Annotated in this window: 31 protein-coding genes; 14 read left to right on the forward strand and 17 right to left on the reverse strand. The window is 42.5% G+C overall.

What is annotated here, in order from left to right; translation table 11 throughout:
* The first annotated feature begins 37 nt into the window (after nucleotides 1-37).
* The 3 genes from HC246_RS07990 to HC246_RS08000 are packed head-to-tail and all read left to right on the forward strand — an operon-like array spanning nucleotide 38 to nucleotide 781.
* Entirely contained in the window at nucleotides 38-292 is a 255-nt protein-coding gene (locus HC246_RS07990) for an AbrB/MazE/SpoVT family DNA-binding domain-containing protein (protein ID WP_169362921.1), read from the forward strand.
* The gene (locus HC246_RS07995; RefSeq protein WP_169362922.1) at nucleotides 289-624 is read left to right on the forward strand and encodes a type II toxin-antitoxin system PemK/MazF family toxin; all 336 of its coding nucleotides are present in this window, start codon (nucleotides 289-291) and stop codon (nucleotides 622-624) included. The genes HC246_RS07990 and HC246_RS07995 overlap by 4 nt, the downstream gene beginning before the upstream one ends.
* Nucleotides 602-781: a hypothetical protein gene (locus HC246_RS08000; protein WP_169362923.1), complete on the forward strand. Its 180-nt coding sequence runs from the start codon at nucleotides 602-604 to the stop codon at nucleotides 779-781. The genes HC246_RS07995 and HC246_RS08000 overlap by 23 nt, the downstream gene beginning before the upstream one ends.
* Here HC246_RS08000 and HC246_RS08005 read toward each other — a convergent pair.
* From HC246_RS08005 to HC246_RS08020, 4 genes are all read right to left on the reverse strand, one after another.
* Nucleotides 746-1342, reverse strand: coding sequence for a hypothetical protein (locus HC246_RS08005; protein ID WP_169362924.1), 597 nt, complete (start codon nucleotides 1340-1342; stop codon nucleotides 746-748). The two genes, HC246_RS08000 and HC246_RS08005, sit on opposite strands and share 36 nt — an antisense overlap.
* Nucleotides 1339-2649 carry an AAA family ATPase gene (locus HC246_RS08010; protein ID WP_169362925.1) on the reverse strand — a complete coding sequence of 437 codons (1311 nt, stop codon included), beginning with the start codon at nucleotides 2647-2649 and terminating at the stop codon, nucleotides 1339-1341. The genes HC246_RS08005 and HC246_RS08010 overlap by 4 nt, the downstream gene beginning before the upstream one ends.
* A gap of 69 nt (nucleotides 2650-2718) precedes the next feature.
* Nucleotides 2719-3054 carry an endoribonuclease MazF gene (mazF, locus tag HC246_RS08015; protein WP_169362926.1) on the reverse strand — a complete coding sequence of 112 codons (336 nt, stop codon included), beginning with the start codon at nucleotides 3052-3054 and terminating at the stop codon, nucleotides 2719-2721.
* Nucleotides 3048-3290: an AbrB/MazE/SpoVT family DNA-binding domain-containing protein gene (locus HC246_RS08020; RefSeq protein WP_169362927.1), complete on the reverse strand. Its 243-nt coding sequence runs from the start codon at nucleotides 3288-3290 to the stop codon at nucleotides 3048-3050. The genes mazF and HC246_RS08020 overlap by 7 nt, the downstream gene beginning before the upstream one ends.
* A gap of 163 nt (nucleotides 3291-3453) precedes the next feature.
* Between HC246_RS08020 and HC246_RS08025 the strand changes: the two genes are divergently transcribed.
* From HC246_RS08025 to HC246_RS08035, 3 genes are all read left to right on the forward strand, one after another.
* Entirely contained in the window at nucleotides 3454-3678 is a 225-nt protein-coding gene (locus HC246_RS08025; protein WP_169362928.1) for a hypothetical protein, read from the forward strand.
* Nucleotides 3675-4058 carry a type II toxin-antitoxin system VapC family toxin gene (locus HC246_RS08030; RefSeq protein ID WP_169362929.1) on the forward strand — a complete coding sequence of 128 codons (384 nt, stop codon included), beginning with the start codon at nucleotides 3675-3677 and terminating at the stop codon, nucleotides 4056-4058. The genes HC246_RS08025 and HC246_RS08030 overlap by 4 nt, the downstream gene beginning before the upstream one ends.
* Before the next feature lie 132 nt (nucleotides 4059-4190).
* On the forward strand, nucleotides 4191-4631 hold the full coding sequence (locus HC246_RS08035) for a SufE family protein (protein WP_169362930.1): 441 nt from the start codon (nucleotides 4191-4193) through the stop codon (nucleotides 4629-4631).
* Nucleotides 4632-4662: 31 nt separating this feature from the next.
* Here HC246_RS08035 and HC246_RS08040 read toward each other — a convergent pair whose 3' ends face one another.
* On the reverse strand, nucleotides 4663-5769 hold the full coding sequence (locus HC246_RS08040; protein WP_169362931.1) for an iron-containing alcohol dehydrogenase family protein: 1107 nt from the start codon (nucleotides 5767-5769) through the stop codon (nucleotides 4663-4665).
* Nucleotides 5770-5881: 112 nt separating this feature from the next.
* Between HC246_RS08040 and HC246_RS08045 the strand changes: the two genes are divergently transcribed.
* Nucleotides 5882-6742 carry an Rpn family recombination-promoting nuclease/putative transposase gene (locus tag HC246_RS08045; protein WP_169362932.1) on the forward strand — a complete coding sequence of 287 codons (861 nt, stop codon included), beginning with the start codon at nucleotides 5882-5884 and terminating at the stop codon, nucleotides 6740-6742.
* Nucleotides 6743-6770: 28 nt separating this feature from the next.
* Here HC246_RS08045 and HC246_RS08050 read toward each other — a convergent pair whose 3' ends face one another.
* The 6 genes from HC246_RS08050 to HC246_RS08075 are packed head-to-tail and all read right to left on the reverse strand — an operon-like array spanning nucleotide 6771 to nucleotide 10620.
* A complete protein-coding gene (locus tag HC246_RS08050; protein ID WP_169362933.1) occupies nucleotides 6771-7142 on the reverse strand; it encodes a XisI protein in 372 nt (123 codons plus the stop codon).
* A gap of 23 nt (nucleotides 7143-7165) precedes the next feature.
* Nucleotides 7166-7504: a type II toxin-antitoxin system PemK/MazF family toxin gene (locus HC246_RS08055; protein WP_169362934.1), complete on the reverse strand. Its 339-nt coding sequence runs from the start codon at nucleotides 7502-7504 to the stop codon at nucleotides 7166-7168.
* A complete protein-coding gene (locus tag HC246_RS08060; RefSeq protein ID WP_169361592.1) occupies nucleotides 7501-7773 on the reverse strand; it encodes a hypothetical protein in 273 nt (90 codons plus the stop codon). The genes HC246_RS08055 and HC246_RS08060 overlap by 4 nt, the downstream gene beginning before the upstream one ends.
* Before the next feature lie 38 nt (nucleotides 7774-7811).
* The gene (locus tag HC246_RS08065) at nucleotides 7812-8204 is read right to left on the reverse strand and encodes a type II toxin-antitoxin system VapC family toxin (RefSeq protein WP_169362935.1); all 393 of its coding nucleotides are present in this window, start codon (nucleotides 8202-8204) and stop codon (nucleotides 7812-7814) included.
* Nucleotides 8204-8461, reverse strand: coding sequence for a DUF2281 domain-containing protein (locus HC246_RS08070; RefSeq protein ID WP_169362936.1), 258 nt, complete (start codon nucleotides 8459-8461; stop codon nucleotides 8204-8206). The genes HC246_RS08065 and HC246_RS08070 overlap by 1 nt, the downstream gene beginning before the upstream one ends.
* 59 nt (nucleotides 8462-8520) lie before the next feature.
* Nucleotides 8521-10620, reverse strand: coding sequence for a tetratricopeptide repeat protein (locus HC246_RS08075; protein ID WP_211167648.1), 2100 nt, complete (start codon nucleotides 10618-10620; stop codon nucleotides 8521-8523).
* A 281-nt stretch (nucleotides 10621-10901) separates the two neighbouring features.
* Between HC246_RS08075 and pruA the strand changes: the two genes are divergently transcribed.
* From pruA to HC246_RS08105, 6 genes are all read left to right on the forward strand, one after another.
* Nucleotides 10902-13934 carry an L-glutamate gamma-semialdehyde dehydrogenase gene (gene pruA / locus HC246_RS08080; protein ID WP_169362937.1) on the forward strand — a complete coding sequence of 1011 codons (3033 nt, stop codon included), beginning with the start codon at nucleotides 10902-10904 and terminating at the stop codon, nucleotides 13932-13934.
* 78 nt (nucleotides 13935-14012) lie between these two features.
* Nucleotides 14013-14147, forward strand: a complete 135-nt coding sequence (locus tag HC246_RS26325; protein WP_263972458.1) for a hypothetical protein — start codon at nucleotides 14013-14015, stop codon at nucleotides 14145-14147.
* A gap of 32 nt (nucleotides 14148-14179) precedes the next feature.
* Nucleotides 14180-14476, forward strand: a complete 297-nt coding sequence (locus HC246_RS08090; RefSeq protein ID WP_169362938.1) for a type II toxin-antitoxin system TacA family antitoxin — start codon at nucleotides 14180-14182, stop codon at nucleotides 14474-14476.
* On the forward strand, nucleotides 14467-14976 hold the full coding sequence (locus HC246_RS08095; protein WP_169362939.1) for a GNAT family N-acetyltransferase: 510 nt from the start codon (nucleotides 14467-14469) through the stop codon (nucleotides 14974-14976). The genes HC246_RS08090 and HC246_RS08095 overlap by 10 nt, the downstream gene beginning before the upstream one ends.
* 108 nt (nucleotides 14977-15084) lie before the next feature.
* A complete protein-coding gene (locus HC246_RS08100; RefSeq protein WP_169362940.1) occupies nucleotides 15085-15543 on the forward strand; it encodes a DUF29 domain-containing protein in 459 nt (152 codons plus the stop codon).
* Nucleotides 15544-15768: 225 nt separating this feature from the next.
* A complete protein-coding gene (locus HC246_RS08105) occupies nucleotides 15769-16053 on the forward strand; it encodes a type II toxin-antitoxin system RelE/ParE family toxin (RefSeq protein WP_169362941.1) in 285 nt (94 codons plus the stop codon).
* On the opposite strand, the gene HC246_RS08110 is transcribed toward HC246_RS08105, so the two are convergent.
* Complete coding sequence (locus HC246_RS08110) at nucleotides 16050-17111, reverse strand: IS4 family transposase (protein ID WP_169362074.1); 1062 nt, start codon at nucleotides 17109-17111, stop codon at nucleotides 16050-16052. The genes HC246_RS08105 and HC246_RS08110 overlap by 4 nt on opposite strands.
* 166 nt (nucleotides 17112-17277) lie before the next feature.
* Between HC246_RS08110 and HC246_RS08115 the strand changes: the two genes are divergently transcribed.
* Nucleotides 17278-17571 (forward strand): helix-turn-helix domain-containing protein, encoded by a 294-nt coding sequence (locus HC246_RS08115; RefSeq protein ID WP_169362942.1) that lies wholly within the window; start codon nucleotides 17278-17280, stop codon nucleotides 17569-17571.
* Nucleotides 17572-18259: 688 nt separating this feature from the next.
* Here HC246_RS08115 and HC246_RS08120 read toward each other — a convergent pair.
* The 5 genes from HC246_RS08120 to HC246_RS08140 all read right to left on the reverse strand — a co-directional run bounded on the left by HC246_RS08120 (nucleotide 18260) and on the right by HC246_RS08140 (nucleotide 23529).
* Nucleotides 18260-18559 carry a type II toxin-antitoxin system RelE/ParE family toxin gene (locus HC246_RS08120; RefSeq protein ID WP_169362943.1) on the reverse strand — a complete coding sequence of 100 codons (300 nt, stop codon included), beginning with the start codon at nucleotides 18557-18559 and terminating at the stop codon, nucleotides 18260-18262.
* Nucleotides 18560-18565: 6 nt separating this feature from the next.
* Nucleotides 18566-18823, reverse strand: a complete 258-nt coding sequence (locus HC246_RS08125; protein ID WP_169362944.1) for a ribbon-helix-helix domain-containing protein — start codon at nucleotides 18821-18823, stop codon at nucleotides 18566-18568.
* A 273-nt stretch (nucleotides 18824-19096) separates the two neighbouring features.
* Nucleotides 19097-22777: an AAA-like domain-containing protein gene (locus HC246_RS08130; RefSeq protein ID WP_169362945.1), complete on the reverse strand. Its 3681-nt coding sequence runs from the start codon at nucleotides 22775-22777 to the stop codon at nucleotides 19097-19099.
* Between the two features lie 12 nt (nucleotides 22778-22789).
* Nucleotides 22790-23125, reverse strand: coding sequence for a XisI protein (locus tag HC246_RS08135; RefSeq protein WP_169362946.1), 336 nt, complete (start codon nucleotides 23123-23125; stop codon nucleotides 22790-22792).
* Nucleotides 23113-23529: an element excision factor XisH family protein gene (locus HC246_RS08140; RefSeq protein WP_169362947.1), complete on the reverse strand. Its 417-nt coding sequence runs from the start codon at nucleotides 23527-23529 to the stop codon at nucleotides 23113-23115. The genes HC246_RS08135 and HC246_RS08140 overlap by 13 nt, the downstream gene beginning before the upstream one ends.

The raw sequence follows: 23529 nt of genomic DNA on the forward strand, positions 1-23529 counted from the left end.
GCTAATGTTATATTTAAATATAACTAATAGAGAAATTATGCACACCACAAATCTCCGTAAGGTCGGTGGCTCGATCATGTTGGCGATTCCTCCCGCCATTCTCGAAATTTTGAACCTGCAATCAGGAACAACTGTGGGGGTTGCGGTTGATAATGGCAGACTGATTATTGAACCTCAACTGAAACCACAATATTCACTGGATGAGCTTTTAGCACAATGCAATCCGAATGCGCCGATAACGGAAGACGATCGCGGTTGGCTAGATGTAGAACCTGTGGGGAATGAACTGTGAAGCGTGGTGATATTTATCTTGTTTCGCTTGATCCAACGGAAGGACATGAGCAACAAGGTACTAGACCAGTTCTGATTGTCTCTCCTGATAAATTCAATGCTTTAACCAAAGTTCCGATCGTGGTTCCAATTACATCGGGTGGAAGTTTTGCAAGAACCGCAGGTTTTGCTGTTTCTCTGGATTCTGTTGGAACTCGAACCAAAGGTGTAGTTCGTTGCGATCAACCCCGTCCTATTGATTTATCTGCTCGTAAGGCTCGAAAGTTGGAGAGTGTGCCAGATGCGATCGTTGATGATGTTTTGGCTAGGATTGTTACTCTATTTAGTCCCTAGTAATTTCGCGATCGCGAATGATGCTGAAGGGGCGATCGCCTTACTAACTTGTGATGATAAATTTAAGCGATCGCTAACAGTGCTGAAGGAGCGATTGAAACATCTTTATCGTGACTTAATCTCAGCGATCGCACCATTGGCGAATATTTTCTTCTAATTTTTGAATGTCTTCAGGGCAACGATTACGAATGCGATCGTAACGTTTAGCTGCTTCTTCAGCGAGGATACCTCTGCCCTGACAACGTGCTTCTAATAGTGATCGCTGTTCTGCAAATCGTATGAAATAGCTGGTTTTAGATTTTTTCTCGGCACGAATTTCCGACCATTTCCAGATTTTAGGAAGATCTTCACATCCTGCTAAAACCCATACTTCTAACTCTTGCCAAGCATTTTCACCCAAAAACTTTTTTGGAGTTCTGTACTTATCATCTAAAAATTCCTGTGCCTTCTTTTCTAGACCATCAAGTTTAGCCCTTCTATCTTCATTGCCATCGCGATCTATACATACCAAAAACAAATCAGTCATACCTCCATATCTTTCCAAAATTTCTTGAATCTTTTCCCATCTCAACGCTTCCGCATGACCTCGAAGACGCGGATTTTTACAGACTGTGACTCTTGCTTTTGGTTTTCCGATTGCTACCATCATCGCTTTTACAATCGGTAGCACCATACTTTCGTCATTAACAAAATCTTCAAGAATAATCAGGACATTCATGCGTTCTGTACCTCTTCATCTTCGAGAAAATACATCGCATCTTCTAGCCAACCTGAATCTAGTAAGCTCGATAATCCGTCATTAGCAATGATTTCCCTAGCATTGGAAATATCTATGATTTTAGTTATGCGTGACTCGGCGCGATCGCCTATTCGATATATCAAAGAGGCATATTCGAGGCTGGCAGGGCTGAGGAAATTTAACAAAAGTGGTGAATGGGTAGTAATCACAATTTGCATAGAGCCATTAGTGACTTCTTGCTCCATGAGTTGCAGCAGCAAGCTCAAACGATTGGGATGAATGCCATTTTCAGGTTCTTCAAAAAAGTAAAAGCGCGATCGCTGATTTCCCAATAGTGCAGCGAGTAAACCTAAAAATCGCAATGTTCCATCGGATGCACTATAAGCTGTTGTTTTCTGTCCGCTTGCCTCTTCGATTCTCAGCAAAACTTTGCCTGTAAAGTCCTCTGGAAAGTCAAAATCCTTCGCATCCATTGGCGTTAAGGCTTGCAACCAATCTAATAAAATCGCCTTACGAGTTTCGTCACGACAAATATCTAACATTACCGACGACAAATTTTCACCGCGATCGCCCAAAATATTTTGTCCCGCAAAAGTCGGCAATCTCATCAAATCAGGGCTGAGATCCAAAAATCTCATATTACCTATGGCAATCAAAGCTCTATCACAAAGCTCTCTAAGCTCTCTAGCTCTTGATATTATGATTTGTCGATCATCAACATTTATTCCTTCAAACGATGTTTCAGTTGCGACTTGCCAAAGAACGGGAATGTAATTAAGTAAACCCTGATTTTCATTTGCAGACGACCAGATATTAAAAAAGCTCACAGAAATATAGTGAGTCCCAATCCGTTCCCAATTAATGATTGGTCGGGATTCAAAAATTGGCTTCTCAAATCCTGAGCAAGTTAGTTTTTCAAATACAATGCGGGGGAAAGGTTCTGATGACTTAAGTTTAATTTCGATATGATAATTCATATCGAGTTCATTACCATTATAGATAATAGAAAATGTGACACTAATCGCAAAAGAATCAGTACCACAATAAGTTATTTCCTTCGTTCCACCACGAATGCCACGCCATTGCAGCTCACCACCTTCACCATATTTCTCACCAATAATTTCGGCAATACTATAGCCTCGTGAAATACCATGCAAAAAACGAAATGCATCGCGAATATTGCTCTTGCCTGAAGCATTAGTCCCTACTAAAACTGTCAAATCTCCAAGTGAAAGCTCAGCATTTTTAAAACTTTTAAAATTTTCTAAGCGTAAGCTTTTTAACATTTAAACACTCACATACTCTAGTTGTAATTCCTAAAAAGGCGATCGCCTTGATTGCTCACAGCTTAACCACTAGGTTAATAACGCCTCAATTTTGCCGATAACTTCATCAATAATACTTACAGAAGCCTTCTCAATAAAATCTATCTTTCTCGCTTGCCAATCTAAAGTCTTAATCTGATCCGCAAGAATCACTCCCTTAGTCTTAGTATCCGTGAGTAGAACCTCAAACTTCCATTCCTTAGTTTTAGAAGTAATCGGACAAAGCAGAGCCAAATTTGACCTTTGATTATAGGCGATCGGTGAAATCACAAAAGCAGGACGATGCCCAGATTGTTCATGCCCAGCCTGTGGATCGAAATCTAGCCAAACAATATCACCACGATCGGGAATGTATGGCTTTACCATGCTTCATTCCCAACAGAAACACCCGTAGAAACTTCTGCATGGAGATGCTCAGAAGTCATCCCATCCAGCAATTCATCTAGAGTATATTTTTTACGCCGATGCGGAGTCAAAACAATCTTGCCATCAATAATATCAATACTGATTTCGCTTCCAGCTTGAATTTGCACCTGTTCAGCTATAGCTTGCGGAATGCGTACAGCTAAACTATTACCCCACTTCGCGATCGCGGCAGTCATAAAAATCACCGTCAATGTATCTATATTGTATCTACATTAGCTTAATTTACGATCTTTGGTTTCTTTGAAGCGATCGCCTTGCTAATTCGTGATGATGGACTTAGGCGATCGCGCTAAAATGATTAATATCGGCAACATAAAACTTTGTAAGAGAGGTGATTATATGTTATTAAAAGAACTCTTAAACGAAGCTAAAAACTTAGACCTACAAGAGCAAATTCAACTAGCTACACAGTTATTGCAATGGGTAGAAATAAAAATCAATCAAAAGCCTAAAGACTTGTCACCTAAACAATTACGACAAGCAGGACTAGGTTTAGGATCTTGTACATTTACGGCTGACTTTGATGATCCATTACCAGACGAACTCTGGATTGGCGAATCATGAAATTATTGCTGGATACCCACACCTTCATATGGTGGCATAGCGAGCCAGAATGTATTACTCAAAACACCCTGAGCTTACTTCAAGATCCCGACCATGAAGTAATGCTTAGCGTAGTCAGTTTATGGGAAATGCAAATCAAAATTCAGTTAGGTAAACTTACTCTCAGAGACGATCTAGAAGTTATGGTAAAGATTCAGCAGGAGCGAAATAATATTAGTCTGATATCTGTAACATTTTCTCACGTTCTAGAATTAAAGACTTTACCTTTGCACCATAAAGATCCCTTTGATAGAATTCTCATAGCTCAGACTAAAGTTGAAAATGCAACATTAATCAGTCGAGACTTAGTTTTTAAAAATTATGAATGTTCTTTGATTTAGTGATTGCTATAACTCGTGATGATAGATTTTAGGCGATCGCCCCACAAGATGCGATCAGATCCTTTAAACTGGAATAGCTCTCAGATTTTCTGTCTAAATCTTGAAAATCATTTCCAAATATTTCCAAAGCTAATGTCAAGCCCGACCCATTTACCTGAAGCCATCGATCGCATTGTCCAGCGATTTCAGAGGCTCTCCGATCCAAAGCTACGTTATGAGCAATTGATTTTATACGGGAAGAAACTCGAAGCATTTCCCGAAACTCTCAAAACCCCTGAAAACAAAGTGCAGGGCTGTGTATCACAGGTATATGTGGTAGCGAAACTAGATAGCAACGAGCGAGTCGTATTTGCAGGGGACTCGGATGCGTTGATTAGTAAAGGATTTGTCGGTTTGCTCTCGGTCTGTATGGGCGGCTTAACCCAAAAGGAAATTGAGTTGCTCACCCCCGATTTTATTAAAGACACAGGTTTAGTCGCTAGCCTCACGCCATCTCGCGCCAATGGCTTTTATAACGTCTTCAAAAAAATGCAACAACAGGCGATCGAAATTGAATTACCCAGTGTTCGCTAAATAAAAAGCCTCGCAAAGCGAGGCTTTTTATTTAAACGGTGGCGGTAATTGGACTGGTAGTAGAAACCATTGCCGCCAGAACTTGGCTTGGGGAAACGGTAAAGGGTAAGCGATGAATATCGGAATTTGGCTGACAGGCGATCGCGGCAATATGTTCTAATTCGGCAAGGGTGACTTGACTTAAGCCAAGATCGGCAAGGGTAGTCGGTAAGCCAATCTCTTGATAAAACTTCAGCAATTGATGACGCGACGAAGCAGCGAGTTGATTGCCTTGAAATTCCTCTAGACGCAATTGCACCAAAATGCCATAGGCAACCTTTTCGCCATGCAATGTGCCGTGGGTTTGATGCAGATGAGTTAACGCATTGTGAACTGCATGGGCGGCGACAGTACGACAATTTGCGCCACCGATCCCACCGATCGCTCCCGCCAGACATACCGATGCATCAACAACTTCGCGCCATGCTTGACTATTGGGATTAGCGATCGCTTCGGCAGACTTTTGAAACAAAATATCACGCAGGATTCTTGCCTCTTGCACGGCGGCAATGACCATCGTTTTCTCGCTACTGCCACTACTGACCGAGGACTCGTACCATTTAGCGATCGCATCGCCAATGCCTGAAACAAGGGTGCGCTTAGGAGCCGTAGCAATTACGTCGTAGTCCACAAACATCATGTCAGGACAGCGATCGAGGGTCACGTCATAGTCAAAGGCTCCGTGAGCATCATAGACATTGCTAAGGGCTGTCCATGCGGCACAGGTTGCGCCCGTGGTCGGCACGGTGACAATCGGTAACTGACATTGATGGGCAACTAATTTCGCTGTATCAAGGACTTTGCCGCCACCAATACCCACAATTACATGGGGATTTTCTTGCTGCACGAGGCGACGCAGCATCGCTAAATTTTCATCACTACAATCGGCGATCGCTGGTGCATAAATAATTTCGCGATCGGTATTATGAAAATAGCTTGCAGTAACTTGACCTGCGGTTTCCCCAGCAATGACTAGAGCTTTATTCCCATAGCGTGACAAATATTTCGGGAGTTGCGATAAAATCCCGTTTCCCCGTAAAAGTTGGGCTGGTGCGATCGCCAAAATCGGTAATGCTTCCACCGTAAGTGTGTCTGACATCAGGTTAAGACTTGGTAAACATAAGCTCTATTCTATCTCTTCTGCTTCTAAATCTGCCAATTCTGCCGTGCAAAGATAGGCGGCATATCCATTTCAACGATAAAATCGGTCAATGTTTGACAATATTTGCAAATACCTTGCTGAAACCTACTCTAGTGACATTGCCTCATGGTTACTCGGTGAGTCAATTTCACTTACCCAAGTACAACCTCAAGAGTTAGCGGTTGAGCCAATTCGTGCGGATAGTTTGATTTTGCTGGAAGCTGAAGGTCTGCTATTGCATTTGGAGTTTCAAACCAAAGCTGACCCGCAAATTCCGTTTCGGATGCTGGACTATTGGGTACGTGGCAAAAGGCGTTTTCCCGATAAAAAGATCCGCCAATTCGTGATTTATCTAAGAGAGACAAGCTCAAATTTAGTTTTTCAGCAAGCGTTTCAAGATGACTCTACCTACCACAGGTTTGGAGTCATCCGCCTGTGGGAACAACCTGTTGGCAAATTTTTAGAATATGTAGGAATGTTGCCGTTTGCTATACTTGTAGGGCAAGGTGATAAAGAACGCTTGTTACAAGGTATTGCCGAAAAAATTGATCACATTGATGATTTAAATACTCGTGAAACCATCTCAGCAGCAACTTATGTCTTAGCTGGTATGGTTTTGGAGGAAAATATAATTAAGCAAATTTTAAGGAGAGATATCATGCAGGAGTCTGTAACATATCAAGCAATTCTTCGTGAGGGTCGCCAAGAAGGGCTTAAAGAGGGGCTTAAAGAGGGTGAAATTATAGGACGCAAGCAAGGTTTGTTGACTATTATTTTACGATTGCTGACGCGCAAGTTTGGGACTTTGCCACCAAAGTTGCATACAAGGATTGCAAGGCTACAGATTCCCCGTTTAGAGAGTCTTGCGGAGGCGATTTTGGATTTTGAGAGTGTTGCTGATTTGGAACTTTGGTTGAACAAGAAGAAGTAGCTGCTTGTTGCTTTCTTATCCAATTGACCTAATTTCTAAAAGGAATTGATTCAACCATTGCATTTTGTTTTTTTGCGGAGACTAGTTTACGGATGCGAGGTGATTGTAGTCTTAGCACCATGTCGTCTTCGGGTATGCCTCTAGCAATGAGTTCTTGATCGACAGATATTTCAGTAGAGTTATGTTGTAGCCAAACTTTGTTATCAATGATGTCAATCCGCATGGGACAGCCATAAATTCGTCGAGCGTCTTGCCAGCCAATATGAACTAATAAGTAGCGATCGCGCTTTTCATCAAATACTAATTCAGCCGTGACGTTTTCGTTAGGTGAGACGCTTTCTTGGGCATATTCTTCGAGAAATGTACGCACAATTTGGCGATAACGTTCTAATCGATCCATTGTTCTATTTCCTCTTTTTCTGTTTAGCTGATGATAACGCTAAAAGTTTGGACAACTAAATCAACAAAATCTTTGGGCAAAATTTCTCCAGTTGTTTTCCACCAGCGCTGATTGAGATCGAGGGTTCTTATTTGTTCGGCAATAACCGAACCCTGAATTTTAAAACCTTCGGGAATAGGGATCATCATTTTGATTTCAGGTTTAATCGTGCTGGTAATGGGATGAACGATTACTATTCCCTGACGTTTTTGATTGTATTGCGTGTGGCTGATTACTAAACATGGACGAGCGTTTCCTGCCTGTTCTCTTCCTTGGGTTGGGTTAAGATTAATTCTGATAATTTCACCTCTTTGGATATTCATAGAAGTTCGCGCCCTAGTGGTTCACTTTCAGCAAATTCCGTTACATCGTCAGGATATGTAAAGTTATTGGGAATAGTGGATATTAGGTCATTAAGGGTTAGTTTTTGATGCTGTGCGTTGATATCTGAGCTTTTGACCGCTATATTGGGAGAACTTGTAACTGGGGCGTATGTTTGTTGTAAGAAGGCGATAAAGTTAAGGGCTTGGCGCTGGGCTTCGATGGGTAATGACTCGAAGGCTTTGAATAGTTCTTGTTGTGTCATATTCATGAGTTAATCTTAATTCTACCTATCATATTTTATCTGTTTTACTTCTGCCCAAATACATTTACCTGATATTGACAAAAGATGTGATCTTCTGAAACTAAGGTTAAAGTTTCTGATTTTGCCTGAGCAATTAATAGACGATCAAATGGATCTCGATGGTGAAACGGTAGGTTTTGTAGTGTTAGTAAGTGTGCAATATCAATTGGTAAAATCTTGATTCCGCTAGGCAACACAAAATCACAGATAATTTTTTCTAGTGGAGTTTCTAATTGGAGTTTACCAAGGCTGGTTTTGATCGCAATTTCCCATAAGCTCACTATGCTGATATACAGACTATTGGTTTCATCTTCTATTACCTGTCTGACTCTAGGGCTAAGGTTTTGATTGCCTTCTAACAACCAAATCAAAATATGAGTATCCAGTAATAATTTCATCACATATGCTCAGCAAAATCAGCAAGGGGAGCATCGAAATCTGGAGCCATTTTTATTTTGTCTTTCATACAGCCAAAAAGATCTTTACGGCTTAATGTTGGGATTGTAGTGGTTTTATCGGTAGATATTTGATTAGATATTTCATTGAGGTGTGGTGGTTGCTGCCAAATATTTATCAGATGTGAAACTAGTTGTAGTTGCTCTTGGGGGTTAAGTTGCGTCGCGTCGGCTAAAACTTTAGTTAATAAGGGACTCATAATTTACCTCCATCGCCTCATTGCTTTGGTCTTAACATTGTATTCCATCGCCTCAGTCATCATCCTAGTTCTCTAATTCTATTTTGCACATCGTCATAATCTGATGCTCTACCCTGCTGTTGATAGAGTTCCGAGGCTTTCCGAAAATCCACTAATGCATTTCGTCCCTCACCTATCTGTTGATATGCATTTCCTCGGTTATGGTAAGCATCCGCAAGACTTCTCGCATCCCAAAAAGAATTAAATCGAATTGCTTGGTTAAAGTCGGCTATAGCTTTTTGAGTATCTCCTAAGCTTGCCATAACTATTCCGCGATCGCAGTACGATTCAGAGTCATTGTATTCAAGAGAAATAGCTTTTGTAAAAGCAGCAATAGCATCTTGTGGACGGCGAAGACCATAAAACAAGATGGCTCCACGTGTATGGTATGCGGCGGAATAACTAGGATTAAAGCGAAGGGATTGCTCGACATCAAGCAATGCTTCTTGGCTATTTCCCATTAGATATTTTATCCATGCTAAACCGTTATATGCATTAGCATTGTCAGGATTGAGGCGAATAGCTTCGTTGTAGTCGGCGATCGCTCCTTGTTTGTCACCTAATACAGACTTCGCTATCCCGCGATTGCTGTAAGCATCAGCAAGATTAGGATTGAGGCGGATGACTTCGTTGTAATCGGCGATCGCTCCTTGTTTGTCTCCTAAATCATACTTCGCTAACCCTCGATTGTAGTAAGCAGTAGCATAATCAGGATTGAGGCGGATTGCTTCGTTGTGATCGGCGATCGCTCCTTGTTTGTCTCCTAAATCATACTTCGCTAACCCTCGATTGGAGTAAGCAGCAGCAAGATTAGGATTGAGGCGGATTGCTTCGTTGTGATCGGCGATCGCACCTTGTTTGTCGCCTAATTCATACTTCGCTACCCCGCGATTGTTGTAAGGATCAGCATCACTAGGATTGAAACGGATGGCTTCGTTGTGATCGGCGATCGCTCCTTGTTTGTCTCCTAAATCATACTTCGCTAACCCTCGATTGTAGTAAGCAGTAGCATAATCAGGATTGAGGCGGATGGCTTCGTTGTGATCGGCGATCGCTCCTTGTTTGTCTCCTAAATCATACTTCGCTAACCCTCGATTGGAGTAAGCAGCAACAAGATTAGGATTGAGGTGGATGGCTTCGTTGTAGTCGGCGATCGCACCTTGTTTGTCGCCTAATTCATACTTCGCTACCCCGCGATTGGAGTAAGCAATAGCATCATTAGGATTGAGGAGGAGTGCCTCGTTGTAGTCAGCGATCGCACCTTGTTTGTCGCCTAATTCATACTTCTCATAAGCGCCATCGAAGCACTCAGTAGCCGATAAAGAACGCTGTGGGTTTGGCTGAGAAACAGGAATCTGCGGTGGAACGGGAATAGATTGAGAAAATGATTCACCTTTCTTTCTTAAAACGAGAATTTGAGATGCTTCATTATTGGCAAGATCGAACTCGATCGCCACCTTCCCCCATTCAAAAGCCTTTTCATAACCCTTCCCCGCCCCGATCGCATCATAAAACCCCTGCGAAAACTTAATTGCCACATTATCCGCCACCTGATCGCGCATCCCAATCGTAAACAGAATATTTGCTGATATCGCATTACCCTGCACATCCGAATAACAAGCATTCAAAACCACACATTCCAGATGGTCTTCACAAAGCTGCAACAAATTCGCCAGTGGTTGCGCGGGAACAAATTTAATTTCATCAGAATTAGTCGAACGCGATCGCACCGCCCCATCATCTGAACGATACAGCGAACCCATTGACTCATCACTTACAAACAGTAAACCCCTATCCCCAGCACCGTGACCACTAAAATGCAAAACATGAGGCTCCAAATCCAACAAAGCGCGGCGCAACTCTGAAGGTGTCGCCGCCAGCCGATATTCCACCGCAAAATTATCGCGCTTGCGCGATCGCCTTAATGCCTCTTGGATGGTCTTCACCTCATGGTCTAGCTTTAGAGGTGATGAACCCAAAGGGTTAGCCGCTACCACTAAAATTCTGACGCGATCGCCCGACTGCTCAAGCCTTTCCGCAATGCCAAGATTGAGGTTTTGGACATTTACCGTTCCGTCTCGCACATTAATACCAAGTTTTTCGGCTAAAGGATCGGTCATAAAAGTAAATATTATCTGACTAAACCAATTATCATCAATTTTTTGATTAATTACAAGGCTATATAGTTTCCATAAGCAAATCTGCGATCGCCATTACCCCCTCTTTTTGTCATGGCTTCTCTACAATTTAACTTGACTTTTAAACTATTGCGATCGTTGCTAACCCTTATAGAGAGCGAATCAATACCTCTAAGTTTCTAACTTCAACTAAAAAAGCTTAAAATAAGTTCAGGATGGTTGCTGGCTATACTAATTGATTGCAAGGATTATGGATAAAAGTCGTGGTTAGCCAAACGCAGCAAGCAGGTAGAAGTTTTGATGCTTCTCTAGATGTCTCTAAATATGAAGCGAAGACACAGGAAATCGCCAAGAAGATTTTAAGTGGCAATGAGAAAAGTTCTTTTTGGTCTAAGTTATCGCAAATTAAGGATGAATTGCGCCTCGATGACAAGCTGATGGCTTGGACAATGGAAAATGAAGGCTTGCGCGTGCAATTATTTAGATTGATCGATTGCTTGCCTGCGTTGCAAAGTAAAGCCGAGATTGCGCGACATATGCAGGAATATCTCGCCAGTGATGCAGTGGAAGTTCCTGCTCTGCGGGCTTTATTGAATTTCAGCACCGACAATCCTAATTCGATTCCTGCAACGGCGGCGGCGACTACCCTCTCGACGGCGGTAGCAACTCTCGCCAAGCGCTATATCTGCGGTGAGAACTTGTCAGAGGCGACTAAATCCATTGAGAAACTGCGGCGCGATCGCTTTGCTTTTACGATGGATTTGCTCGGTGAGGCCGTGATTAGCGAAGTAGAGGCAGGTGAATATCTCAATCGCTATATTGCGATGATGGAAGATTTGTCTAGCAAGGCGAAGGCTTGGGGCTTGATCGATCAAATTGATAAAGCCGATGGTGAAGAACTGAAGCGGGTTCAAGTTTCCGTGAAATTGAGCGCCTTCTATTCTCAATTCGATCCTCTTGATCCAGTTAAAACCACCGAGAAAGTCAGCGAACCAGCAAGGATTTTATTGCGTAAGGCGCAAGCTTTAGGCTGTGGTATCCATTTTGATATGGAGCAGTACGAGTTTAAGTCGCTGACATTGCAAATCCTCAAGCAAGTCTTAATGGAACCCGAATTTCGCGATCGCACGGATGTGGGAATTACGCTGCAAGGCTATTTGCGCGACAGTGAGCAGGATTTGCGCGATTTAGTGGAATGGGCAAAATTGCGTGGTAAGCCTGTGACAGTACGCCTAGTCAAGGGAGCCTATTGGGATCGGGAAACGATTCGTTCCTATCAACAGGGTTGGGCTTTGCCAGTTTTCTCCGATAAGGTTTCCACCGATGCCAATTACGAGCGCTTGATTCAGATTCTCTTAGAAAATCATCAATATCTCTATGCGGCAATTGGAAGTCATAATGCGCGATCGCTTGCCAAAGCCGTTGCCATTGTCCAAACCCTGAATATCCCCAGTCGCGCCTTTGAAACTCAATGTCTCTATGGCATGGGTGATAAATTTGCCAAAGCGATCGCCGATATGGGCTATCGCGTGCGGGTGTACTGCCCCTTTGGTGATTTGATTCCAGGGATGTCTTACCTAATTCGCCGCCTGTTGGAAAATACCGCCAATAGTTCCTTTTTGAGAATTAGTGGAGAAGGTGTTGATATCAGTAAACTAATTGCTGCGCCTGTGATGACGGAACGGGATGCGAATTACAATGGCGCACCTGCTCTGAATATTTTTGATGGTTTTGTCAATTCTAGCGATCGCGACTATGCGATTAATGATGAGAGGGAAGCCGCCCAAACTGCTTTACAACAAGTTCGCCGCCAACTTGGTAAAACCTATTTGCCGATCATCAATGGTCAAGCGGTAGAAACGGAAACCTATATCGAATCCGTTAATCCTGCGAACTCTTCGCAAGTAGTCGGAAAAATCGGTCTAGCCAGCATTGAACAAGCGGAAGAAGCTGTTCAAGTTGCCAAAAATGCCTTCTCCTCATGGAAGAAACTCAGCGCTAAAGAACGGGGTGATATTCTCCGTAAAACTGCTGACATCATGGAAGAGAAGCGCGAAGAATTAGTTGCATGGATCTGTTGGGAAGTTGCCAAACCAATCCGCGAAGGTGATGGCGAAGTCTCCGAAGCGATCGACTTCTGCCGCTACTATGCCAAAGAAATGGAACGTCTTGAATCGGGCGTACAGCGCAATCTCCCAGGGGAAGATAATACTTACATCTATCAACCTCGCGGCGTGGTGGTCGTGATTTCGCCTTGGAACTTTCCCTTTGCGATCGCCTTGGGTATGAGTGTGGCTGCGATCGCCGCAGGTAATACAGTCATTCTCAAACCCGCCGAACAATCCTCCGTAATAGGCGCAAAAATCGCTGAAGTTCTCCAAGCCGCAGGATTACCCACAGGTGTATTTACCTATCTTCCTGCTAAGGGTTCCACCGTAGGCGCTCACTTGGTCAAACATCCTGATGTGCATTTAATTGCCTTCACAGGTTCCCAACAAGTCGGCTGTCAAATCGTCACCGAAGCCTCGATTTTGCGCCCTAAACAAAAACACATGAAGCGCGTCATTGCGGAAATGGGTGGCAAAAATGGCATCATCATCGATGAAAGCGCCGATCTCGATCATGCCGTAGTGGGTGTAATGAATTCCGCCTTCGGTTTTGCTGGACAAAAATGTTCCGCTTGTTCCAGAGCGATCGTCCTCGCTCCCGTTTACGACAACTTCCTAGAGCGTCTGGTGGAAGCCACGCGATCGCTAAAAGTTGGTGAAGCCCATCTCCCTGACACCAAATTCAGTGCAGTGATCGATGGAGCTGCTCAGCAGAACATTCTCAACTACATCGCCAAGGGCAAAGAAACCGCCAAACTTGCCTTTGAAGGAGAAGTTCCCAATCACGGATTCTATGTGCCACCGACCATCTTTAGTGATGTCGATCCTGACAGTGCGATCGCCCAAGAGGAAATCTTTGGACCTGTACTGGCGGTAATCAAGGCACAGAGTTTTGATGAGGCATTAGCGATCGCCAATGGTACAAACTTCGCACTCACGGGTGGCTTATATTCGCGCACTCCTTCCCATATCGAACGCGCCTATCGCGAGTTTGAAGTGGGCAATCTCTACATCAATCGCGGCATCACTGGCGCATTGGTAGATCGCCATCCCTTCGGTGGTTTCAAGCTAAGTGGTATCGGTTCCAAAGCTGGCGGACGCGATTATCTATTGCAGTTCTTAGAGCCAAGGTCAATCACTGAAAATACTCAGCGTCAGGGCTTTGCGCCTCTTGATGGGATTGAGTAATTAGATTCAGACAAGGGGCTTAAGCCCCTTGTTCTTTGGGATATACTTGAGAAATTCTGTATCGCATCGCCTAAACCTATGACCCAGACTATCGAGCAAAAATCTACGCTATACGATCGCGATCTTAATTTGTGGTTAGAAGAGGCGATCGCTACTTCGCCAGTTTTTAATGAAATCCGACAATGTGTTGACATTGTATATACAAAACATTAGACTAGGGAAGTGCTTATTTTAGGCAAACTCCTATGTCTACTTCAATAGATAACACCACTTCTAGCCAAAATCGCGATGTAACGATTAACATTCGTGTAAAACAAGAGCAACGGAATATCATTGATCGTGCTGCCGAAGTACAGGGTAAAACGCGCTCTGAATTTATGCTTGAGTCAGCATATCAGAAAGCACAAGATGTTCTTTTAGATTGGACTTTCTTTGATTTAGACTCATCGAAGTATCAAGAATTTACAGCGTTATTGGATAGAATTCCTCAACCAAATAAAAAGTTACAGAAGTTACTAACAACTAAATCTCCGTGGGAATAAGTTTAGATAATTTGCGATCGCCTGAAAAGCTTAATTTATCTCACCAGATTAAGGGTTTTGACTCTGGCAATAGTCAACTAGACGACTGGTTAAAGAACAGAGCGATTAAAAATGAAATAGAAGGTGCTTCGCGTACCTATGTTCTGTGTAATGGTAATGTTGTGATTGGTTTCTATTGCCTCGCTAATGGCTCAGTGTTTCAATCTGTCGCTACGGGTAAGGTGCGGCGAAACATGCCCGATCCGATTCCTGTAATGGTGATCGGAAGATTAGCAATTGATCGCAGTTGGCAGGGGAAAGGACTTGGTCGTGCCTTGCTAAGAGACGCGATTTTAAGAACTCTACAAGCGTCTGAAATTGCGGGAATACGCGCTATCCTTGTCCATGCTATTTCTGAGAATGCGAAGCTTTTTTATGAGAAATGTGGGTTTACAGCTTCGCCGATTGATGAGATGACTCTTATGATCAGGATTAAAGATGCGATCGCAGTATTCGCGTAAATCGTGGCTTATTTTGATCGGATTGAGTAATCAGATTCAGGCAAGGGGCTTAAGCCCCTTGTTCTTGGGGATATACTTGATAAATGCTGTATCGCATCACCTAAACCTATGACCCAGACTATCGAGCAAAAATCCACGCTATACGATCGCGATCTTAATTTGTGGTTAGAAGAAGTGATCGCAAAGTTAAAAGCAGGTGATTTTCAAAATTTAGATGTCGAAAACTTAATTGAGGAGTTAGAGGGTTTGGCGGGTAGAGATCGGCGCGAATTAGAATCACGTTTGACTAGATTGATTGAGCATATCCTCAAACGTTGTTATGTAAATCTGCCTGAGTGTTATCGAGGTTGGGAAATTACAATCGTTAATCAAAGGGCTGAATTAACTACACTATTGGAGCAGTCTCCCAGTCTGAAAGGTCATTTCTCACAGGTTTTTGACCGAGCTTTTGACACTGCCCTCAAACTCGTAAAGCTAGAATATTCTGATACTACTTTTCCTAATGTATGGCAATTTAGCCGAGATGCTAAGAAAGTTTTAAATTTAAATTTTTGGACAAGTGTTTAGAAACTTATGACTCAAACTATCGAGCAAAAATCTACGCTATATGATCGCGATCTTAATTTGTGGTTAGAATAGGCGAATATCTGGAAAAACAGCGCTATATTCTTCTAATTTTTTGACATTTTATTTTAACGTACCAAAAATGATACAATAGTACAATCAAAGTTAAATACTCACTTATTTATCACTTAATTCCTAAATTTTGAGAGCTTCTGCTGTAATTTTCCTATGAGCAATATTAAGAGAATTAAAGCAAGCTTTTTTAAAACCGAATCTGGCAAAGAACCTGTTAGGGATTGGCTGATGACTTTATCGAAAGAAGATAGACAAAAAATAGGAGAAGATATTAAAACAATTGAGTTTGGATTTCCTATCGGAATGCCTACCTGTCGCCCTATGGGTAAAGGATTGTATGAGGTGCGTACTAACCTTGAGAATACGATTACCAGAGTTCTGTTTTGTGTGGAAGGCGAGCAAATGATTCTTCTGCATGGGTTTACTAAGAAAACCTAAGTACAGGACAAAAATTTAATGGAGTTAAAGAAGGCTTGAGAATTGAGATGTAAGTCAAAGATGATGTGACGAAGGAAATCAAAACCAAGGCGAAAAATGCTTTTAGGAAGACGACCGTGTTTTTTAGGCTTGAGGGGATTTAGTTGAGCCAACCAAAGCCCAGAAGAAAAAGCCCAACATAAAGCCAGAGTAAGCAAAGCAATTAGTTTGGAAAGACGTTCAGGATCTTGAAGATGAGTGGACTCCAAACAAAAGCCACGGGTTTTAAAGCACCCGAATAAAGTCTCAATAGCCCAACGCTTAGCATAGTCAGCAATAGCCGTATCAGGGTCATGAGTCGTCGCGACAATTAATAAATCGCCATCATCAAGACGCATAGCGGCTATACGAAGCCAATGGTTCCAAACCTTTCTGGGCTTGGACAATACTTTGGACTGACCAACTTGGAGGTCTTGAAAACAAATGTCGGCACGCAGTTTTTTCTGCCCGTCATTGAGCAAAGTATTTTTACGAATGCGGATACGAAAACGGTTACATGGTTCACACAACAAGTAATCTAACCAATCCTCACCGACAAACTCTCGGTCTGCACTCAAAAAGTCGATTTTGCGGTCTCCAAATATTTCCAGAAATCGATTACACAATTCACAGCGCTCACGGGTGTTTGAGTTACCTTTTTTGTCCAGCATCATCCATACCAACGGGAATGCAATACCGTAATGCACTATTCCCAATGTCAGCACATTAAACACGGTTTTACCGAATTCCCAATCGGTGCGGTCGATAGAAATTACCCAAGGTTCGGGGATTTGCATGACTTTGACGACCATGAGTGCGATCTTTTCATAGTCCACTTCAAAGTCTCGAAAAAATCTCTGTAACCTCTTATAGTGTGATTCGACTTTGGCATAACCACTAAATCCTGTGGCAATTTCAGCTAGGTTTACTGTCTTTACTCGCATTAGCGCGATCAAGAACATGGACACAAAGGCTAGTCTTGCTCTATTCCATTGCAGATGTTGCTGCAACTTTTCTCGGAATAGGTTAATCTCTTTCATAGGGGTTTTATTTACGATGTGGTTATCTTTTATAAAACCCCTCCCTGCCTACTTTTGCAACTTTTTGTCCTGTACTAAGTAAGAAAACACAAAAAATATCTAAAGAAGATTTGAATTTAGCTATCAAGCGCCAAATTGAATTTAAAAATAAAGCTAGGAGTTAACCATGTCTAACAATTGTCATTTAGGTTCTGCTTTTGATGACTTTCTAGAACAGGAAGGAATCTTAAACGAAGTAACAGAAGCTGCGTTGAAGCGTGTTTTGGCTTGGCAAGTTGAGCAAGCAATGAAAGAACGTGGCTTAACTAAATCCAAGATGGCTAAGTCTATGCAAACTAGCCGCGCAGCACTAGATCGCTTACTTGATCCTGAGTATGATTCTGTAACTTTACGAACTTTAGATAAGGCAGCTAGGGCAGTGGGTAAAAGAATTAAGATAGATCTGGTTGATGTAATTTAAATCATCCCTAACTAAAACCTATGACACAGGCTATCAAGTAGAAATCTAATCTGTACGATCTCGATCGCAGTTTGTGTTTAGAAGAGGCGATCGCTTTCCTTTAGCCTATTCAAAAGTGATTGTGAAGTTTGGCTTGCAATAGTATAGATAATTCAAATAAGAACTACAGCTCCGACTTCGCTCAGCTAGCTTACACCGATGGCTGAGTGGAGTCGAAGCCCCTCTGCAAATTATTTAAAATAACTATATCTTTATCTCTAGTGTTGGGATTAGTAAACATGCGTAGGTGTATAGCATTCCCGCAATAATTTCTAAATTCTCAGGTTCCTTCGATTTGGGAATGCTAGGCTCCAACACCTGACAACGCAGGGACAAGCGATCGGTGAAGGCAAAGAGGGTTCTGCATTTACGAATGGAGGTTTATGTGGGGTGTTTGGGAATGGTGGCGCAAATGCAAAACCCCTACAATATTGAGAGAATCGATGAGATCGCCAGAAACCTCTAAATGCACAGATCTCCGACTTTTTCTAAGCAAGCAAAGACAATTTACGAATTCACAAAAAAAGTCGGAGATCTTAAATCTGTGCTTTTTAAAACATTTTCATCCATGTATAGGGCGATCGCCATAGCCTTAATGAGGTGTTGCTTGAAGTTTGGCTTGCAATGTGTAGACCTCCATAACAAGGAACTAAGGGTTTTCTTCAAACATAGCTTCTAGATTCCGATCGCCTCTAATCACTCGCATAATTTCTATGTCTTCATCAATGACGCGATAGAAGATGATGTAGTTTTGCATGGGAATACCACGCAGATAATTGCGAATCTGGGAATAGCTTCGACCAATTAAGGGGAATTGGGTGAGATACCGACATTTTTTGGTGAATTCATTGAGTAGCCGATCGCCTGTTTCTACGTTTCTTTCTGTGAAATAGTCGATGATGTCTTCAAGGTCGCGGATAGCTGTGGGGGATATGGTGTATTGAGGCATGGGAAATTAAGCTTCGCGGTTTTTGTGAAGTCTTGCTCTTAGCTGATTAATAGCTGTTTCGCCATCAAGTCCTTCACCGCGATCAAGTTCTGCGGCGGCGATGTCGATTTTGTTGCCGAGTTCTTCGACCCAGAGATCATAATGGTTGCGTTTTTCTAGAAGTTGCAATGCTTCGGCAATTACTTCAGTGGCGTTGGCGTAGCGCCCTGTGGCAAGCTGGGTTTGAATGAATTGCTCTTGTTCGGGTTGTAGGGTGATAGGCATAGGTTAGTTGATGCGATCATTATATCGATTATATCTTTATCTCTAGTGTTGGGATTAGTAAACATTCGTAGGGGCAGAGCATTCCCGCGACAATTTCTAAATTCTCAGGTTCCTTTGATTTGGGAATGCTATGCCCAATACCTGACAACGCAGGGACAATTTATCGGTGAAGGCGAAGAGGGTTCTGCATTTGCAAATGGAGATTTATGTGGGGTGTTTGGGAATAGTGGCACAAATGCAAAACCCCTACAAAATTTTTTCCCTTTTACCTTTTTACTTTTGCCTTGGAGCAATGCCACACATCTGTCTGTCCTCATCACTGGCAATTTCGCTATTGGTAAGATAGTCGTGTAGTTTGTCACAGCCTAGAATTAATAGGCGATGAAGATCACCCTCAATCTTAACTTCCCACACCCGTGCGGTTCCATCAACGGAGGCAGTGACAATTTTGCTGCCATCAGAGCTAAAATTCGCACTATTGACTCTTTTTGTATGACCTTTGAGTTCGGTGATTAGATTCCCAAGAACATCCCACACTTGTACTGTTTTATCAGATGTCGTGACAATTTTGCTGCCATCAGGGCTAAAATTTGCATTACTACCTATATCTATATCGCCTTTTAGTTCAGCGATTAAATTACCTTTTACATCCCATACTCGTGCAGTTTTGTCATCAGAGCTTGTGACAATTTTGTTGCCATCAGGACTAAAAGCTGGACTTCTTACAGTACTTGTATGACCTCTTAATTCTGCGATTAAATTACCTTTGATATCCCATACATTCGCAATTTTAAAAGAGGCAGTAACAATCTTGTTGCCATCAGGACTGAAATTTGCATCACCTACAATATCTGGGTGACCTTTTAAGTCGGCGACTAAATTACCTTGGATATCCCAGACCTTCGCAGTTTTATCAAAAGATGCAGTGACAATTTTGCTGCCATCAGGACTAAAGTTTGCATTCCAGATAATACCCTTATGATCTTTTAGTTCAGTAATTAAATTACCTTTGATACCCCAGAGCTTCGCAGTTTTATCAAAAGATGCAGTAACAATTTTGCTGCCATCAGGACTAAAATTTGCACTATTGACCTGACCTTGATGACCTTTGAACTCAGCAAGTAGATTTCCGTTAAAATCCCATAGACTCGCCTTATTGTCAATGGAAGTTGTGATAATTTTGCTACTGTCAGGGCTAAAATTTTTAATGAATGTACCTTTTAGTTCAGCAATTTGATTACCATTAATATCCCAAACACGCCCTATCATGCTTTCTGCCGTAGTATCAATAGATGTAGTGAAAATCTTGCTGCCATCAGGGCTAAAATTTGCACTCCAGACAATATCTTTATTATTTTTTAGTTCAGCAATTTGGCTCCCTTTAATGTTCCACACCCGTAATGTTTTGTCAGCAGATACAGTGACAATTTTGTTTCCATCTGGACTAAAACTTGCATTTGTAGATATGCTGCCTTTTAGTTCATCGATTTGATTACCTTTATTATCCCATATCCGAGTGGTTCCGTCGTCTGATGTCGTGACAATTTTGTTGTCGTTAAGGCTAAAATTCGCACTACTAAGCCTTTTTGTGTGACCTTTAAATTCGGTGATTTGATTACCATCAAGATCCCATAATCGCGCCGTTTTGTCCCAAGAAGCAGTGATGACTTTGCTACCGTCATGGCTAAAATTTGCACTCAAGATAGGATCTGTGTGACCATTGAATTCGGTAATTTGATTACCATCAAGATCCCACAATCGCGCTGTTTTGTCCCAAGAAGCAGTAATAATTTTGCTACCATCAGGACTGAAATTTGCACTATAGACAGAATCTGTATGACCTTTTAGTTCGGCAATTTGACTGCCATTAGTATTCCATATCCTCGTAGTTTTATCGGCGGACGCAGTGACAATTTTGCTTCCATCAGGACTGAAATTTGCGCTCGCAATTTCACTTGTATGACCTTTTAAAGACGCGATTAGACTTCCTTTGAGATCCCATACTTCCACAGTTCCATCGTTAGAAGAAGTGAGGATTTTACTGCCGTCTGAGCTAAAATTTGCATTCCAGATTTGTTTTGTGTAACCTGTAAGTTCAATAACTGTGATTATATTCCCTTTCAAATCCCAAGTGCGAATCTTTTTGTCTTCCGATGTAGTAAAAATTTTACTTCCATCATTACTGAAATTCGCACTAACTAACTTCTGTCCAAAATGGTTGATTTGGGGTACTCGATAAATCGTCTGTTGCAAGATTGGGACAACATCGGACTGTTTTATTTCCTGCCAATCTATTAAGCTCTTCTCAATCTGTTTTAGCTTGTAACCCGCTCTCAACGCTAATAATTGAGATTCAATTCCACGATTATCTAAAAATGCAACTTTTGCATTAACACTCTCTAGTTTTACTTGCGCTAGTGCAATTTGTCTTAGCGCTGTCTCCTTGGCTACTTCTGATTGTTCAGTACTTTGTTTTGCCTCTTTCAAAGATAACGAAGCCCCAGCAATCACCAGTCCCGCAGCCAACACAGTTCCTGTCAAAATCCCCGCCAAAATCAGAGTGCCAGATCTGACTCTATTCCTTGCAATTTGCTCTGCTTCAATCAAGATTTGATTAGCCTCTTCTGCTGATTTTCTTGCCAAACGCTCCGCTTCCAATTTAAGGACTACTTCTACCTTCTCAACCTCCCGACTCTCCCGCAAAAAATCCTCATCCCCATCACTAAGCCGCTTTCCCCTCGCCCATATTTCCGCATTCCTCAACGCCTCACCCCGCAACAAAAAACCATCTTTTATTTCCGACCCCTGCCAAGCCCGAAACGCCGAAGCATAAAACTCTGGACGCAAATCCGCTAACTGACCCTCCACCCATGCATTATTAAACACAGCCGCATAGATTGGATTGTAAGAAATCAACCGCCCATCCCGTCGCACCACCAACCCCGTCAACCGCAACTTCGATCGCTCCTCACTGCGATCATCTTCCAACTCCCCATCCGCCAACACCTGCTGATAGCAACCCAACATCCGCCCCCGCAACTTCTCTTCCACACTCAGCACGCGATCCCTAATCGTCGTCAAGTGTGGCGGCGCATCCTGCGATTCCCAATTCGTGACAATCCGCTCCTGTACTAAATTCTCAACCCATGCTGCAATATTTTCAGGGGTAGCAATTCCTGCTAGCTCCTTCTCCATCATGCCCAACAATCGCTGAATCAGAAAAGGCTGTCCCCCCGTCCACTTCACCGCCTCTTCCAGATAATCCTGCGGATTCGCTACCTTACTCGCCAAACCTTGCATCAAAGGCAAAGCCTCCGCCAGCGTAAACCCCGCCATCTCCACCGCATAGCCAATATTAAACGCCGAAGTATTATGACTCTGAATCAAATCCGTCGGTGTCGCCACACCCAAAAACGAAAAAGTGAGGCGATTATATTCGGGCTTAGTCGGACGATCTTCAAAAAACGATCGCACTAATCCAAAGAAATCATCCATCCCAAACTTGAGACTCAACAGGCGATCAATTTCTTCCACAAAAATCACAATCGGCGCATCAATCTCTTGCAACACGACTGTTTCAATAAACTCCGCAAAGCGCTGCACAGGCGACAGCAACTCCCGTTCCCTAATCCAACTTCGCAAATCAAACTTACTTTTTAAATTCAGATCCCCCACCAAACTCCGAATCGCGCTGGCATACCACTGCTCACAAGTCACCTCCACCCCAATCTTCTGCGGATCGATGGTCGCGCACACAATCCCCTCCGCTTGCAATTTATGCGTTACCCGCACCCGCAAACTCGATTTCCCCATCTGCCGACAGTTAAACACATAGCAATATTTACACTCCTTGAGTAAGTCGTAATAGTCGCGATCGCATTGGCGCTCTACATAACTAGGCGCATCCGCAGGGAGACTACCACCAACTTGATAATTAAAATTTTGGTTACTCATAGTTTTTTTTACTCAGGCGATCGCGTAGCCAGTATAGGGACGCACATCCGCAGGATGAAAAGCTAACACAATATCACTAGCTGGGATTCCTGCTGCTACAAGTTCAGGAGTTATCCCATCCTCAGTCTCATCACGTTGTATCCAAACTTTATCGTTAATAATATCTACATGAACTAAGCAACCATGCACGCGAGTTTTACGATCCCAACCAAGGGTTATTAATAAATAGCTATCATGAACTTCGTCAAAGAGGGGCTTACAAATTAATTCACCATGAGAATAGGGAATTTCAGTATAAGTCAGTAAAATATACTGAATAATTTTGCGATATTTAGCTAGCTTTTCCATTGTAGAATCTCCTCCTTTTCAGCATCAAATACGATTAGTTTCAGATTTTCATCTTCAATTAAAATTTGTCCAATTGGCTCTTCAAAAAAAGAACTATACACAACATCGCGGATTGCTAGATATAAAATGAAATCTGGATATGTGCGGCGTAAAACAGCACGATAGATAGCAAACTGTCCCACTGCATCACGGAAAGCTTGCATTTCAGACACACCAAGAAAACTCTTAACTTCCACAGCAATTTTCTGCTCTGAACGCTCGGCAATAATCAACCTTTTCGCACCCAGATCGACATACATATCTTTGCGTCCCCAGCGCAGATGTAAAGGATCATGGGTGATCTTCCAACCATCTTTAATGAGGGCTTGTCTAGCAGCATTGTGATAAATGTCAAGGGCTGGCAT

Source organism: Pseudanabaena yagii GIHE-NHR1 (assembly GCF_012863495.1).
In the GTDB taxonomy this organism is placed as follows: Bacteria; Cyanobacteriota; Cyanobacteriia; order Pseudanabaenales; family Pseudanabaenaceae; genus Pseudanabaena; species Pseudanabaena yagii.